Origin of the sequence: Hahella sp. HN01, from assembly GCF_018986435.1 — a bacterium.
Lineage (GTDB): Bacteria > Pseudomonadota > Gammaproteobacteria > Pseudomonadales > Oleiphilaceae > Hahella.
The window spans coordinates 141,909-156,172 of sequence record NZ_JAHMIN010000026.1; the positions used below are offsets into that span (position 1 = coordinate 141,909).

Annotated in this window: 14 protein-coding genes; 9 read left to right on the forward strand and 5 right to left on the reverse strand. The window is 55.2% G+C overall.

The annotated features are described in order from the left end of the window. The first annotated feature begins 1 nt into the window (after position 1). Together KP814_RS22545 and KP814_RS22550 are read left to right on the forward strand one after the other, a co-directional pair. Positions 2-1,048 (forward strand): chemotaxis protein CheB, encoded by a 1,047-nt coding sequence (locus KP814_RS22545; protein ID WP_216738883.1) that lies wholly within the window; start codon positions 2-4, stop codon positions 1,046-1,048. A 136-nt stretch (positions 1,049-1,184) separates the two neighbouring features. After that, positions 1,185-1,655 (forward strand): chemotaxis protein CheW, encoded by a 471-nt coding sequence (locus KP814_RS22550; protein WP_216738884.1) that lies wholly within the window; start codon positions 1,185-1,187, stop codon positions 1,653-1,655. Between the two features lie 49 nt (positions 1,656-1,704). Here the strand turns inward: KP814_RS22550 and malE are convergent, their stop codons facing one another. Further along, on the reverse strand, positions 1,705-2,934 hold the full coding sequence (malE, locus tag KP814_RS22555) for a maltose/maltodextrin ABC transporter substrate-binding protein MalE (protein WP_216738885.1): 1,230 nt from the start codon (positions 2,932-2,934) through the stop codon (positions 1,705-1,707). Positions 2,935-3,298: 364 nt separating this feature from the next. Here malE and KP814_RS22560 point away from each other — a divergent pair, with 364 nt between their 5' ends. From KP814_RS22560 to KP814_RS22580, 5 genes are all read left to right on the forward strand, one after another. Next, positions 3,299-3,787: a Fur family transcriptional regulator gene (locus KP814_RS22560; RefSeq protein ID WP_216738886.1), complete on the forward strand. Its 489-nt coding sequence runs from the start codon at positions 3,299-3,301 to the stop codon at positions 3,785-3,787. Beyond that, positions 3,784-4,551 carry a zinc ABC transporter ATP-binding protein ZnuC gene (gene znuC / locus KP814_RS22565; RefSeq protein WP_216738887.1) on the forward strand — a complete coding sequence of 256 codons (768 nt, stop codon included), beginning with the start codon at positions 3,784-3,786 and terminating at the stop codon, positions 4,549-4,551. Before KP814_RS22560 ends, znuC begins: the two co-directional genes overlap by 4 nt. After that, positions 4,544-5,335 carry a zinc ABC transporter permease subunit ZnuB gene (znuB, locus tag KP814_RS22570; protein ID WP_216738888.1) on the forward strand — a complete coding sequence of 264 codons (792 nt, stop codon included), beginning with the start codon at positions 4,544-4,546 and terminating at the stop codon, positions 5,333-5,335. The genes znuC and znuB overlap by 8 nt, the downstream gene beginning before the upstream one ends. A gap of 169 nt (positions 5,336-5,504) precedes the next feature. Further along, on the forward strand, positions 5,505-7,250 hold the full coding sequence (locus KP814_RS22575; protein WP_216738889.1) for an alpha/beta fold hydrolase: 1,746 nt from the start codon (positions 5,505-5,507) through the stop codon (positions 7,248-7,250). A 131-nt stretch (positions 7,251-7,381) separates the two neighbouring features. After that, a complete protein-coding gene (locus tag KP814_RS22580; RefSeq protein ID WP_216738890.1) occupies positions 7,382-8,305 on the forward strand; it encodes a hypothetical protein in 924 nt (307 codons plus the stop codon). Positions 8,306-8,328: 23 nt separating this feature from the next. On the opposite strand, the gene KP814_RS22585 is transcribed toward KP814_RS22580, so the two are convergent. After that, positions 8,329-9,330: an AraC family transcriptional regulator gene (locus tag KP814_RS22585; protein ID WP_216738891.1), complete on the reverse strand. Its 1,002-nt coding sequence runs from the start codon at positions 9,328-9,330 to the stop codon at positions 8,329-8,331. A gap of 662 nt (positions 9,331-9,992) precedes the next feature. On the opposite strand from KP814_RS22585, the gene KP814_RS22590 reads away from it, so the two are divergent. Together KP814_RS22590 and KP814_RS22595 are read left to right on the forward strand one after the other, a co-directional pair. Next, positions 9,993-10,676, forward strand: coding sequence for an SIMPL domain-containing protein (locus KP814_RS22590; protein ID WP_011394511.1), 684 nt, complete (start codon positions 9,993-9,995; stop codon positions 10,674-10,676). A 55-nt stretch (positions 10,677-10,731) separates the two neighbouring features. After that, complete coding sequence (locus KP814_RS22595; protein ID WP_216738892.1) at positions 10,732-11,778, forward strand: succinylglutamate desuccinylase/aspartoacylase family protein; 1,047 nt, start codon at positions 10,732-10,734, stop codon at positions 11,776-11,778. Positions 11,779-11,828: 50 nt separating this feature from the next. On the opposite strand, the gene folE is transcribed toward KP814_RS22595, so the two are convergent. The 3 genes from folE to KP814_RS22610 form a co-directional block, all read right to left on the reverse strand. After that, a complete protein-coding gene (gene folE, locus KP814_RS22600) occupies positions 11,829-12,395 on the reverse strand; it encodes a GTP cyclohydrolase I FolE (protein ID WP_216738893.1) in 567 nt (188 codons plus the stop codon). A 35-nt stretch (positions 12,396-12,430) separates the two neighbouring features. After that, entirely contained in the window at positions 12,431-13,159 is a 729-nt protein-coding gene (folM, locus tag KP814_RS22605; RefSeq protein ID WP_216738894.1) for a dihydromonapterin reductase, read from the reverse strand. 112 nt (positions 13,160-13,271) lie between these two features. Continuing rightward, positions 13,272-14,114: a 23S rRNA (adenine(2030)-N(6))-methyltransferase RlmJ gene (locus KP814_RS22610; RefSeq protein ID WP_216738895.1), complete on the reverse strand. Its 843-nt coding sequence runs from the start codon at positions 14,112-14,114 to the stop codon at positions 13,272-13,274. Positions 14,115-14,264 lie beyond the last annotated feature (150 nt).

Genomic DNA, 14,264 nt, shown 5'->3' on the forward strand with positions numbered 1-14,264 from the left:
GATGTCAGTGCAGGCTGCAAAAGTGGGCATTATTTCGGACTGCCCTTTACAGCGGCATATCATGCAAAGCGCGGTGGAAGGATACGGTTTTTCGGTGATCGCCAGCTGTGATCCTTCCCGGCTGAGCACGGAGCTCTTAGAGCGCCACGCCGCTGCCGAGGTATGGATCGTCATACTGACCGACGAAGACCGTTGGGCGGACGCCATTGATACGCTGATCGATCATAGCGAAGCCCCCGTCTTGTTCGGATTAGGCGAAGCGCCCAATAAGCACAGCCTTGATTACGCCAAGTGGGAGCGGCGCCTGTTCACCAAATTGGTGGAGTTGCTGGGCGAACCGCCCACACTTAACCAGGCCAGCGCATCTCTAACCGCACTGGAAGCTTCTCCTGGCGGTCCTTCCGCGCTGCCATTGCCTCATCATATCCGGCCCGGCGGCGTTAACGATCCAGTGGAAAGGGTATGGATTCTAGGCGCGTCTTTAGGCGGTCCCGCGGCGGTGAAGAGCTTTCTCGACTGCTTGCCATCAGGCCTGCCTGTCGCCTTCGTTTATGCTCAGCATATCGACCAGAACGCCGCCAATGTATTGGTGCGGGTGTTAGGTCGTCATTCAGCCTTCGATCTAAAAGAAGTGCAGCACGGCGCGCGCCTGCATTACGGCGAAGTGGTGATCATGCCTGTCGACCACGAAGTGGTGTTCAGTGTTGAGGGTACGATGGAAGTCCGAGGAAACGCCTGGCCGGGTCCTTATGGACCCTCCATTGATCAGGTCATGTTGAATGTCGGCGGTTATTATAGCGGCCGTTGTAGTGCAATTATTTTCAGCGGCATGGGCAATGACGGTTCACTCGCCGGCCCTCTGTTGCGCGCCTATGGCAGTCGAATCTGGTCGCAGACTTCGGACACCTGCGCCAACAGCTCAATGCCGGACTCCGTCGCCGCGACGGGATGCGTGGAATTTCGCGGTTCGCCGCATCAGTTGGCGGAAAAGTTACTGAAAACCGTAGAGCTTGAGGAACTGGCGAAGCGCAAGCGCGGCCTGGCCTGACGTTCCCTAACCCAGTCTGTTAAGCTAGACTCAGACTGAAGCTCTATCGGCTTGGACCTGCGGCTGGTCCAGAGAAGATATTCGCGCCCGCCGTGAGACAGGCGCCGGTAAGACAAACGATTTCGAGGATAGATTCATGGTGGAGCAAACCTCCGGACAGATCTCCTGTTTACTGATTCCCGTACAGGGAAAGAACTTGCTATTACCCAACGCCAGCATCGCTGAAATCGTTGACTATCAGGCGCCGGAGCCCGTTGAAGACGGCGCGGACTGGTTCCTGGGCTACATCCGCTGGCGCGGTCTGCGTCTGCCGCTGGTGTCTTATGACATGGCCAATAAATCCGCCACAGGCGCACAATCCGCCCATACCCGGATCGCCGTCACCAATACCATTGGCGACAAGCATAAACAACTGCCATTCATGGCGTTCGTCACCCAGGGCCTGCCTCGTTTGATGAAAGTGCGGAGCGAAGAAGTCAGCGCCCACGAAAAAGCCGATCTGGGCCCTATGGACAAGATGATGGTGAAGGTCAGCGGCGAAGAGGCCATTATTCCTTCTCTGGAACAAATGGAGCTGCTCGCACTACAGGCGGTTTCCGCACGCTGATCGATTTACCGGGGCGCTCATGCGCCCCAGTCGTTTATAGAGTCAACGCTCAGCTTTCCTTATCGGAAAGATAGTGCCGCCGCCCCCAGCCTTTTAGTTCGTCCAGTTTCCGCAATCGATCCGCCATATCGTTCAGGGTTGCGCTGATCGCCGCCTCTCCTTTCAGCATCGCGGGCAACTTATAGGTAAATAATCCCCAGAAACGTTTCATTTCCGGCACATCCGGCATCAGCTCTCCTTTTTCAGCGGATACGAAGGTGTGGCGGATCAAAGGATCAGCAGAAAGCTCTTTCATTAGCTGAACATTGGCCACCGCGCCCAAGGGCTTGTCAGTATTTACTTTCTTTAGCCCCTCATAAGTCAGCAGATAGTCTTCCAGAAAACGCTGGGCCGCCTCTTTGTTTCTTCCCGCAGAATTGATTCCCGCCGCCAGCACGCCGACAAAAGGACGCCCTGGATGCTCCGCCGTCAGCCCGGGAATATAGTCCACGCCAAAGGAGATCCCCGCGTCGCGGATCTCACGCCAAGACCAGGGACCGTTGATGATCATCGCCACGTCGCCTTTCTTAAAGCCGTTCATCATAGAACCATAGTCTGCAGTCTTTTCCAGTACGCCCTGATCCAGGAGCTGCTTGATTGCTTGCACAGCATCGACAGAGCCACGGCTGTCAAAGCCGACGTCCGCCAGATTATAAACGCCGTCGGACTTGCCAAAGCTGTAGCCGCCGGCGCCAGCGATAAAGGGCCAGCTGAAGTAAGTATTCTTGTAGTCCCACTCAATGGCTTTCTTGCCTTGTTTACGCAGGTCGCGATCCAGCGTCATGACTTCCTGTAGCGTACGCGGAGGCGCTTTCACCAGTGCCTTGTTATAGATCAGGCTCACCGCTTCTATGGCGATGGGAAAGCCATATATATCGTCGCCAACCGTCAGCGCCCGCCAAGTGAAAGGCGCTACGCTGTCGCGCATCTTTTGAGAGGGGGTAACCGGCTCCAAAAAGCCGTCATTGATCCAGGGACCAAAACGTTCATGGGCCCATATGACAATATCCGGACCTTGCGCCGTGGGCGCGAGGCGGTCGAATTGAACGGTGAGATCGTCCGGCGTCTCCACCTTCACTTTCATACCAGTGGCTGCGGTGAATGCGGCGCCCGCTTCGGCGACGCCTTTTGAGCCTTTGTCGGCTCCTATCCAGACAATGAGAGAGTCTTTTTCAAACGCGCAGGCGAAAGTGCTGACTAAGCATAACGCCAGTGTGAAAAGGTTCTTTAGCGCTGACATTCTTATTTTACCTCTGAAGTCTCACGGGGTTCGAAGTCTCGACCCGAGGACTCAGCGCGACCTTCCTGGCAATCCGGCATACGCCGGTTTCATTCCGCCCTGATTTATATTTTTATAATGCGGACGTCGACAAGCGCCTGTCGAACATCCAGCCAAGGATTATGGACCCTAACCGGCGGTTTTGCATACAAGCAACCTTATAAAAACGCGAAATTTCGCCACTTTGGCGACCTGTTTCACGTCAGGCGCGGCGATGAACGCCGTTGACGGTTTCAGCGCAAGCTCAATTGTTATAACATTACATTTCTTACGCCTCCGCCGACGACGGCGCTAACGCCTGCATTGCAACTCTTGCGGAATCATTATGAACAGCCAATCTGACAACGCCGTGTTTCAGCAACATAATCACGCCTCCTGCATTCATGACGCGCTGATTACCGCCAAGAAACTCTGTAAAGAACGCGGTCTGAGACTGACTGACACACGCCTGCGGGTGCTGGAGCTGATCTGGCAATCTCACAAACCCATCGGCGCCTATGACATCCTGGCTCAGTTTGGACAGGAAGGTCGTAATTCCGCGCCGCCAACCGTATACCGGGCGCTGGAGTTTCTGCAGGAAAACGGTCTTGTACATCGCATTGCGTCGCTCAACGCCTTCATGGGCTGCGTTTGTCCGCAGGAAGGTCACCAGGGCGGCTTTTTGATCTGCAAACAGTGCAAACGCGCGCAGGAAATTACTGAGGACACTCTGCGCAAACAGTTGTTAAGCCTGGCGCAGGAGCAGGATTTCGAAGTGGAAAGCATGACGTTGGAAATCAGCGGCCTGTGCACCACCTGCAGGACCGCCCAATGAACGCGCCGCCATTGATACGTCTGCAAGACGTCACCGTCGAAATCCAAGGCCGCACGCTGATTGAAAACGTCACGTTCGACATCAATCCCGGCGAGATTATCACGGTCATTGGTCCCAACGGCGCCGGCAAGTCCACGCTGGCCAAAGCGCTATTGGGCATACAGACGTTGAGTCGCGGGGAAGTGTTGCGCCGTCCCGGCCTGAAAATCGGCTATATGCCACAACGCTTTCACATCGACGCGTCTTTGCCTCTGACCGTCAAACGCTTTCTGCAATTGGCGCACAACCCGCAACGCTGGCGTGAAGCGCTGCAAAGAGTGGAAATGGAGCACGTCGCCAAACAGCCCATGCATACCTTATCCGGCGGCGAGCTGCAACGTGTGCTGCTGGCCCGGGCGTTACAGCGGGCGCCGGACTTATTGGTGCTGGATGAACCCGCGCAGGGAGTGGACGTTACCGGTCAGGCGGAGCTGTACCGCCTTATTCGCTCACTTCGGGATGAACTGCACTGCGGCGCGCTGCTGGTCTCTCACGATCTTCATTTGGTGATGGCGTCTACGGATCAAGTGTTATGCCTGAACCGGCATATCTGCTGCGCCGGGCATCCAGAAAAAGTGTCCAACGAGCCCGCTTTCATCAATCTGTTCGGCACTCAGGCTGCGCGCTCGCTGGCGGTCTATCACCACCATCACGACCATCATCACCATGCCGACGGCACCGTCGCCGCCGGCAGCGAATGCTCTCACGGCGGCCACCATGTTTGATATTCTCATTCCCGCCCTGTTGGGGGGCATTGGTCTGGCTTTTATCACCGGTCCCCTGGGCTGCTTTGTGGTGTGGCGACGCATGTCCTACTTCGGCGATACCCTGTCCCATTCCGCGTTGATGGGCGTCGCCTTAGGCTTGATGCTGGAGGTGAACGTCAGCCTCGCCATCACCGCCGGATGCGTGCTAATGGGCCTGACACTGGCCCTGATGCAGAGGCAAAAGCACATCGCTACCGACACGCTGCTGGGCATCCTGGCGCACAGCTCCTTGTCTCTGGGCCTGGTGGCGCTGAGCTTTATGCGGGATCAGCAAGTGGACCTGATGAGCTATCTGTTCGGCGACCTGTTGGCGCTCAATTATCAGGATGTCATTTGGATTTTCGCCGGTGCGGTGGCGGCCATCATCATGCTCAAGCTGCTGTGGCGCTCCCTGCTGATGATGACTCTGAACGAAGATCTCGCAGCGGTAGAAGGCTACAACGTATTACGCACCCAGTTACTATTGATGCTGATGATGTCGCTGGTCATCGCTCTCGCTATGAAAGTCGTCGGCGTACTGCTGGTGACCTCCTTGCTGATAATCCCCGCCGCCGCGGCCCGGCCCTTCAGCGATACACCGGAAAAAATGGCGGCGCTCGCCATCGCCAGCGGCGTCTTCGCGGTGGTGGCCGGACTGAGCCTGTCCTGGTGGTGGGACACTCCCGCCGGACCATCGGTCGTCGTCGCGGCGTTCGTCCTGTTTTTAAGCAGCATGGGCGCGCACCGCCTACGCCACGCTTGACCCAAAGCAAAGCCGGCGAGCATTACGTTTCGCCGGCCGTCTTTCACGGTTGCTTTCAAAGCCTCAACTCCTTACTGTGATCATTCCACAAGCAGTCCCCGGATCTACCCAGGACGCGCTCCTGCGTTTCGCGTCGTGTTTTAACGTCTACTAAAACAAAGAGGCTAACGTGGACGACAGCTCTCTATTTGCGGAATCCAAGGCGATTGACCGCCTCCTGCATGCGTTTATCGGGTACGGCACTGGCGGCAATTCTCCCGCCGCTTTCATTCAGGCGTACACAGACTGGGTCAGTCATGCGGTCATGGCGCCCGGAAAGCAGGCTGAACTGGCCAAAAACATCTCCCGCAATCTGCTGCGTTATGGCGTCTATTGCTCCCGCGCCATCGCCAACCAGAACCCGGAGCCAGTCATTGAGCCCCTTCCCCAGGATATCCGTTTTCGGAACGAGGAATGGGGCCACTTTCCCTTTAATCTGGCCTACCAATGGTTCCTGCTTTACGAGCAGTGGTGGCACTACGCAACCACGGATATTCCCGGCGTGTCGCCCCGCAACGAAAATATCGTCTCCTTTTGCGCGCGTCAGATATTGGATTTGATGTCTCCATCCAACATTCCCTGGTTGAATCCGGAGGTCATCAAGAAAACCCTGGAAACCGGCGGCAAAAATTTTCTCGACGGCCTGGAGAACTGGCGCGAAGACGCTCAGCGCCTGCTCAATGGCGACCCGCCTGTCGGCTCAGAAAACTACAAGGTTGGCGAGAACCTCGCCGTGACTCCGGGCAAAGTGGTTTATCGCAATCGCCTGATAGAACTGATTCAGTACGCGCCTACGACTGAGAGTACGTACAAAGAGCCAGTGCTTATCGTTCCCGCGTGGATCATGAAGTACTACATTCTCGACCTGTCGCCGCATAACTCCTTGGCGCGCTATCTGGTGGAGCAAGGTCATACGGTATTTATGATTTCCTGGCTGAATCCGGATGGCAAAGATCGCAATCTCGGCATGCAGGATTATCTGCGTCTGGGCGTGATGGAAGCGCTGGACGCTATCTCCGCCATTGTTCCCGACGCGCCGCCGATACACGGCGTCGGCTATTGTCTCGGCGGCACCCTGCTCAGCATCGCTGCCGCCGCGATGGCGAGAGATGAAGATAAACGACTCGCCACCATCAGCCTTTTCGCCGCGCAAACAGACTTCAAAGAAGCTGGCGAACTGATGTTGTTCATCAATGAAAGTCAGCTCACCTTCCTGGAAGACCTGATGTGGGAACAGGGCTATCTGGACGCCACGCAAATGTCCGGCGCCTTCATGATGCTGCGTTCGAAAGACCTGCTGTGGTCGCGCATCGTACGCGAATATCTGCTGGGCGAACGCAGCAAGATGAACGACTTGATGGCCTGGAACGCGGATACCACCCGCATGCCCTATCGCATGCACTCGCAATATCTGCGCAGTCTGTTTCTGAATAACGACCTCGCCGAGGGCCGTTTTGAAGTGGATGACAGTCCGATATTTTTACGCGATATCCGCATTCCCATCTTCGTCGTTGGCGCCACCAAAGATCATGTCGCGCCCTGGAAATCCGTTTATAAAATCCGCCGTCTCACCAGCTCCGCGGAGATTACTTTCTTACTGACCAGCGGCGGCCACAACGCCGGCATCATCAGCGAGCCCGGTCACCCGAGGCGCAGTTATCAAATCAACACCCGTTACGGTAAGGACCGCAATTACAGCCCCGACGACTGGCTTAACATCGCGTCTCGCCATGACGGTTCATGGTGGCCAGCCTGGAGCCAGTGGCTGCGGGATCACAGCAGCTCTGAGCAAACCTCGCCTCCGCCGCTTGGCGCGCCGGATTCCGATTATCCGCAACTTTGTGACGCACCGGGCACTTATGTATATCAAAGATAAAGGCTTTCAGGCTTCCGCTTGATGCGGATAATAGGGAACTCTATAGTTACCGGCTGTCACGAATATGGAGTACGCTTTCAGCGGAAGTAGGTTGGTAACCGCCTGGGGGCGGCAATTATCCGGAGGATTCAATGCAGTCCCGCAATATGTACGGGTTTTTACTTTCTCTGCCATCACTCCTGGCGCTATTGGTGGGGCTATCGCTAACCGCAGCGATGTCCTATTTTTCCAATAAGCAGCAAGAAAAAGACGCTCATGCGCGTTTTGTCCAGGAAGCGCAGTTTATTGCACAAACGGTCCGCCGCACGTTCGAGCAAAATCGCGCCGCTGCGGAATTGTGGTTTCGCATGTGCAGCGCTCGTCCCGAGTCGGAGGACGCGGCCACTGACGCCACACGAGTGTTTTTGCAGGGATTTCCCAACATCAGCTCCATTGAGCACCTGGTTATCGCCAAATCCGCCGATGATAGCCGTCGTTTCAGCGTAACGGACATCAACAGCCTGCAACCCCTGACGCTCAACGACATCAAGCGCGTCACTGAACTGCCCGAGCTACAACCCGCCTTCGACGAGGCGTGGCGCAGCGGGGAAACTATCGCAACGCCGGTGACCCGCATCAACTCGCAGAACCCCGCCTATCGAGGTGAAGTTCGCTATATCCGTCGCGTCGACGATATGCTCATCGCCATCAGTTTCGATCTGGAGCACAGCCTGAAAACCGCGGTCGTCGACTACAAGCCTGAGGGCTTCACCCTATCCATGTTTGACTTGATGCGCTACGCCAGCGACCCATTAGTGAAGCTGGTGCTGCCGCCGGACGGTGAGGAGAATATTAAGAAACGCAAATCCTGGCTGTACAGCGATACGCTGGAACTGCCAGAGCGGCAGTGGCTGTTGCGCATCACGCCCAATCAGGCCTTCCATGATCAAACCAATAACCGTTACACCGTCACCCTGTTTATCTCCGGCGCCATCATCAGCATTCTGTTGTCGCTACTGCTCGCCCGTCCCACGCGGAAGAGTGGTGAGGCGGACACAGATGCGGAAGGGTTTTAGAAGGCTAAGCCTTATGACGCCAGCTATTGCTGACTGCGATAGTTGGCGGGGCTTTCCCCGGTCCAGCGCTTAAACGCGCGGCTGAATGCGCTCAGCTCGGAGAATCCCAGCAGAAAAGCGATTTCACTAAGGGAATACTTGCCTTTTTGCAGATAATCCAAGGCTTTATCCTTACGCACCTGCTCCACCAGTTCCTGGAATGACACATCTTCCTGTTTCAATTTGCGGTACAGGGTGTGGCGCGACATGTTCATTTTCTCCGCCACTTTTTCCGCTTCGATATCGCCTCGGGACAAACGTTTGGCCACAATCGCCTTTACTTTGTGCGACACCGTACGGCGCAGGGACAGCTTTTGCAGCAGCGCCTCCACCTGGCGAGTTAGCGCCTGATGCAGATAGGGATTACGCTGGGGCAGTTCAAAGGTAAGAAAGTCTTTATTGAAGGCGAGGGAGCAACAGGGCTGGCCGAAGCTCACCGGGCATTGAAATATACGCTCGTACTCAGCGACATACTCAGGTTCGGGGTGAGAAAACCCCACTTTGGTCAAGAAGATCTTCTCGCTGACAAAGCGTCGCGCCCTGGTCACTGACAACGCCAGCATTCGATCCATGCCCGCGCGGTGATAATACTCGGGGCGTTCGCAGTGATACTCAATGACCGCATCGTCCCCCTGCAGGTGAAATTCCGTACGCACGCCCTCGTTCACTAGCGCAGACAGACGTACGTACTGCTTTAACCCCTGCTCCAGAGTGCGGTTGTTGAAGATAATGTGTCCAATCACCCCCATGCGACGCGAATCAACCCACTCTCCTACGTGCAGGCCAACAGCAGGGTCTTCCAAGGTTTCTTCTGCACGCGACCACAACAGATTATAAGCCGGTAACGGGACACGATAGTCCTGATCCTCCAGCATGGAGAGGTCCAGCTCAGCCTCAAGCGCCAACGCATTGATATCCATCCCTCGCTCAGCAAGCCAAAAGCAAAGCGCTTTAACGGTGGAACCGGCGACAGTGGGCTGATCCATATCAACTAATCTCAACCATTTAAATGGGACTGTTAATTATTATTAGCGGCCAATATAACAATCATCCACGTATGGCGGTAAGAGTCGGGGGCGATTTTTCCGCAACAATGCAGACGCTGTAGCAATTACAGAAGAAGCCGACCTTAGCTGCCCAAAGTTGCAACAGAATGTCAAAAGCTTAACACAGGAGGTCAAGCCGGTTTTCTTTCGCCTTGATAATATGAATCCCGTAAACGTGAAGCAGTAGCCATCGTTTAACTGTGTTTTCAGGCCCTAGAGAACCGACTCAGGCCACTTGACTTAGGGAGAGACAAGTATGATGTATGATGAAAATTGGAAAGTCTGTGTTCCAAATACTGACCAAGAGCAAGCAAATTTTGCAGCGTTGGACGAGTATCTCAACAGCATCTACTACTGTTGACACCCTTTGGACTCCAGCCTGATGAAAGTGCACAATTCCTGCCGCGAAATTTATTTCGCGGTTTTTTTTGTCCTGAATAAAGTACGTTGCTGAATTTTTTCTCCCTCCCCCTTCTTTACTAACGCGTCCCTTCGTAAATTCATTCGCCACCGCATCTCCTTAACTAAATTTATCTTTAGCCCTCAGGATCATTTTGCTATGTTGCTGAACAGCAACTATTTTTAGGATTAGGGAGAAAATCATGTCGATAAGCAGATTTCTTGTACTCAGCGTTCTGGCCATGCCGGCGTTCGCTGCGGAGCAAACCAATTACGATCGCGTTCAACTCTCCACCGAAGCCAAAGGCGAACTGGAGAACGACATCATGCGCGTCGTACTACACTCCCAATCACAGCAGAAAACCGCGCAACAGGCGGCGGATGATGTAAACAAGGCCATGCGTTGGGCGCTGGATGAAGTAAAATCCGCCAAAAGCGTGAAGTATCAGACTCAGGATTACCGCACAGATCCCCGCTACAAAGAGCAAAAAATCGTAGCCTGGAACGCGGAGCAGTCCCTGAAGCTGGAAAGTAAAGATATCGAAGCGCTGTCCGGCCTTATTGGCGAACTGCAGGAGCGTTTGAAAGTACAAAATGTGGAATTCGACGCCTCTGACGCTCTGAAAGCGGCCAAAGAAAACGAACTGATCGGCGAAGCGCTGAAATCATTTGGCGAGCGCGCCAAGTTGATTACCTCCCAACTGGGAGCGCAGAGTTACAAAATCGTAAACATGAATATTTCAAGCAGCGGTCCCGTCTATTATGCGCGCCAGGAAATGCGCAGCTTCGGCGCAGCCAAGATGGCCGACATGGCGACGCCTGCCGTCGCAGCCGGCACGCAAACGGTCACCATGACCGTCAATGGCGAAATCGAACTGGTGCGGTAACGCTTGGCGAACTTCGGACGAAGCCGCCGCTTGAAGACAGTCAGGATGTGCAAAAATGGCGGTTAAGTCCAAACCCTTTGAATTTCTCGGCGCGCAGGTCGCGCCGGGACATCGTCAACAATTCGAGCTTCCCGTCGGACAGCTCTACACCCAAACCGATGTCTCCATTCCTGTCGAAGTGGTGCATGGCAGGTCCAAAGGTCCGCGTCTGCTGATTTGCGCCGCGATACATGGCGACGAACTCAACGGCGTAGAGATCGTGCGGCGTGTATTGCACGCCACCTGGTTGAAAAATCTGAAAGGCACCCTGATCGCCGTTCCCATCGTGAACGTGCTGGGCACCATTCATCGATCCCGTTACTTACCTGACCGACGCGACCTCAATCGATGCTTTCCCGGTAGCGAGAAAGGTTCACTGGCGGCTCGTATGGCGCACCTGTTCACCACCTGCGTATTGCAGCAGGCGGACTACGCCATTGACCTCCATACAGGAGCGATCGATCGCAGCAATCTTCCGCAAATAAGGGTGCATTTGGACAACCAGAAAGCGGCGGATCTGGCGCATATGTTTGGCGTGCCGGTGATTATTGATGCGGAAATCCGTGACGGCTCCTTTCGCGGCGCCGGAGACGATCTTGGCGTACCGATCATTACCTATGAAGCGGGTGAAGCGCTGCGCTTTGACGAGAACTGCATCGCCGCCGGCGTTCGTGGCGTGCGCCGGGTGATGGAAGAACTGGGCATGATCAAGATGCGTGTGAAAGGCAGAGCTAAAGCTACGCCAGTGGTGGCGCGTTCCTCACAATGGGTGCGGGCGCCGGTAGGCGGATTTCTGCGTGCTTTGAAACCCCTGGGAAGTCGGGTTAACAAAGGAGACTTGCTGGGTTACCTGAATGGCCCCCTGGACAGCCAGGGCGAACCCATTTTATCGCCCTGCTCCGGCATTGTCATAGGACGCAGTAATTTGCCGCTGGCCCATGAAGGCGAGGCGATCTTTCACATTGCGCGCTTTAATCAGGTGGACTTGGCGGAACAGGTAGTGGAGACATTCCACTCCGATATGGAAGATCATATTTCCCGCAGCGAAGCGCCCATCACCTGACAAGCGCCTGTGCGGAGGCCGCCGCGGTGCGGCGCCCCTGTCGATAGCGCTTACAGCGCCCGACGGCTATGCACCAACGTGAGGAACTCACTGCGGGTGGAAGGATTGTTGCGCATGGAGCCCAGCATGACGGATGAACTCATAACCGAGTTCTGCTTCTCAACGCCGCGCATCATCATGCACATGTGGCGCGCTTCAATGATCACGCCGACGCCATGAGCGTTGGTGACCTTCAGGACGGCTTCTGCGATCTGTCGGGTCAAATTCTCCTGAATCTGCATACGACGTGCGAACATATCCACAATGCGCGCAAACTTCGATAAGCCCAACACTTTGCCATTCGGAATATAGGCAATGTGGCAACGCCCGATGAAGGGCAGCAGATGGTGTTCACACAGGGAGTATAATTCGATGTCCTTAACCAGAACCATTTCGTCCGTATCCGACTCGAAAATCGCTCCGTTGGTGACTTCCTCTAACGACTGGTTATAGCCGCGACACAGGAACTGCATCGCTTTGGCGGCGCGCTTAGGCGTATCGCGCAGTCCCTCTCGGTTAACATCTTCTCCGAGGGATTCAATAATTGCGCTGTACTGCGCGACCAGTTTGTCTAACATGTTGGTTCCTCTACATTACCTATGGATCATTATGATCAACGGATATGACGTCCGCCATCGAGCTTGATTTCCCGCCCGGTCATATACGAGCAGTCCAGGATAAAGGCGATCGCCTGCCAGACCACGTCGGGACCGGGCTCAATCCCAAGGGCGGACTTCCTTAAGGTTTTAGTTCGGTAGTCCGGATCGTCGCCGTCATTGAACATCAATAACGATGGAGCGATAGTGTTTACCTTGATATGCGGCGCGTAGCGTTTGGCGAAAGATCGGGTCATGCTTTCCATTCCCCCTTTCGCGGCGGCGTACGCAATATGGTTGTCACTTCCTTTTTCAACCACGTAATCGGAAATATGAATGATATCGGACCATGGGTTACGTCCCTGCTCCAGCAGGTCGTAACAATGCATATTCAGCAGGTAAGGCGCCGTCATGTGTATCGCCACCATATCCTGCATCACCGCCCGGTAGTCCGTATCCTCACTCCGGTCGGGAGCCCATGAAGACGCGTTATGTATCAACGCCCTAAGTGGACCCACTTCCTCCTTTAACCGTCGTATAAGCCGTTCGACGGAGCTTTGTTCCGTAAAATCCACCTGCAGACATATCGCCCCGCGCTCCCGCAGTTCGGCGATTTCCGGCCGCTCGGAGCGATAGGTCATAGCGACCCGCTCGCCTTTTTCAAGCAACCGCTGCAGACAATGGAGCCCAACCCTTTGGGCCGCTCCGGTTATTAATATTGTTCCTTGGCTAGTCCAATTCACCACACAAACCTGTATCCAATGAATTCATGTCCAGTAGGCTGCGGCGCCGGCCGCATACCCTTTGTGTCATCCTCAAGCGTCGGCGCTCTCCCAGGCCGGCTTGTCGCTGCGGTAATTACTCCGCTATCAGCCAATCAGCGCTACAGGAGGCTTTGGGGTCGCCGCGAAGGGCTTCGCTGAGGTGCGCCCAACCCGCCTGCAGTTGCTCATCGAGCCGCCAGGGCGGATTGACCACAAGCATACCACTTCCGTACATTCCGCGCGCCACCGGCGTTAAGATCAACTCGCTGCGCAGCGTCTTGTGCAAAGGAAGCTGGCGCATCAACTCAAGCATTTGTTCATGACGCTTCTCCGCAAGTACGGGATACCAGATGGCGATGACCGCGTTCGACCACTTCTTCGTAAGTTTGCTTACATAGGCGGGAATACGTTGATAGTCGTCCTTCAGCTCATAGCTGGGATCAATCATCACCAGGCCGCGCTTCTCCGGTGGCGGCGACATCGCCATAACGCCCTCGAAGCCATCTCTTTGGTGAATATGGATTTGCCTGTTCCGGCCAAACTGACGCTTAAGTTCCGCGTACTCTTTGGGGTGCAGTTCGCACAAAGCCAACTGGTCCGTCTCACGCAGGAAACCAGCGGCGATAGCCGGAGAGCCGGGATAGCGGGTCAGTTTTCCAGCGTCGGGATTCAACCCTCTCACCGCCGCCAAATAGGCGTCGAATTCCGGCGGACAGGTCCCCTTGGCCTGCATCAGCGGCAAAATGCCCGCCGTCCACTCTGAGGTTTTTTGCGCTTCCTCCGAGGTCAGGTCATAGTCGCCGCGGCCTGCATGGGTTTCCAGATAGCGCCAGGGCGTGGATTTTTTACACAGCGCCTGCAGCAATAAAGACAGCACCCAATGCTTGTGGGCATCGGCGAAGTTGCCTGCGTGATAGACATGTTGATAGCTCAGCATAGAGGGCGCTGACTCCTTCCCCTGAAAAAGCCGCCTATTTTATGTGGTCCGACGTTGAATGTCGCCTTTTCAGCATTATATCTGACCTATGGCAATGCCCGCCCGACCTTGGGCTGGATATTCTAACGGCAATGAGACGCAGGGTCTGTG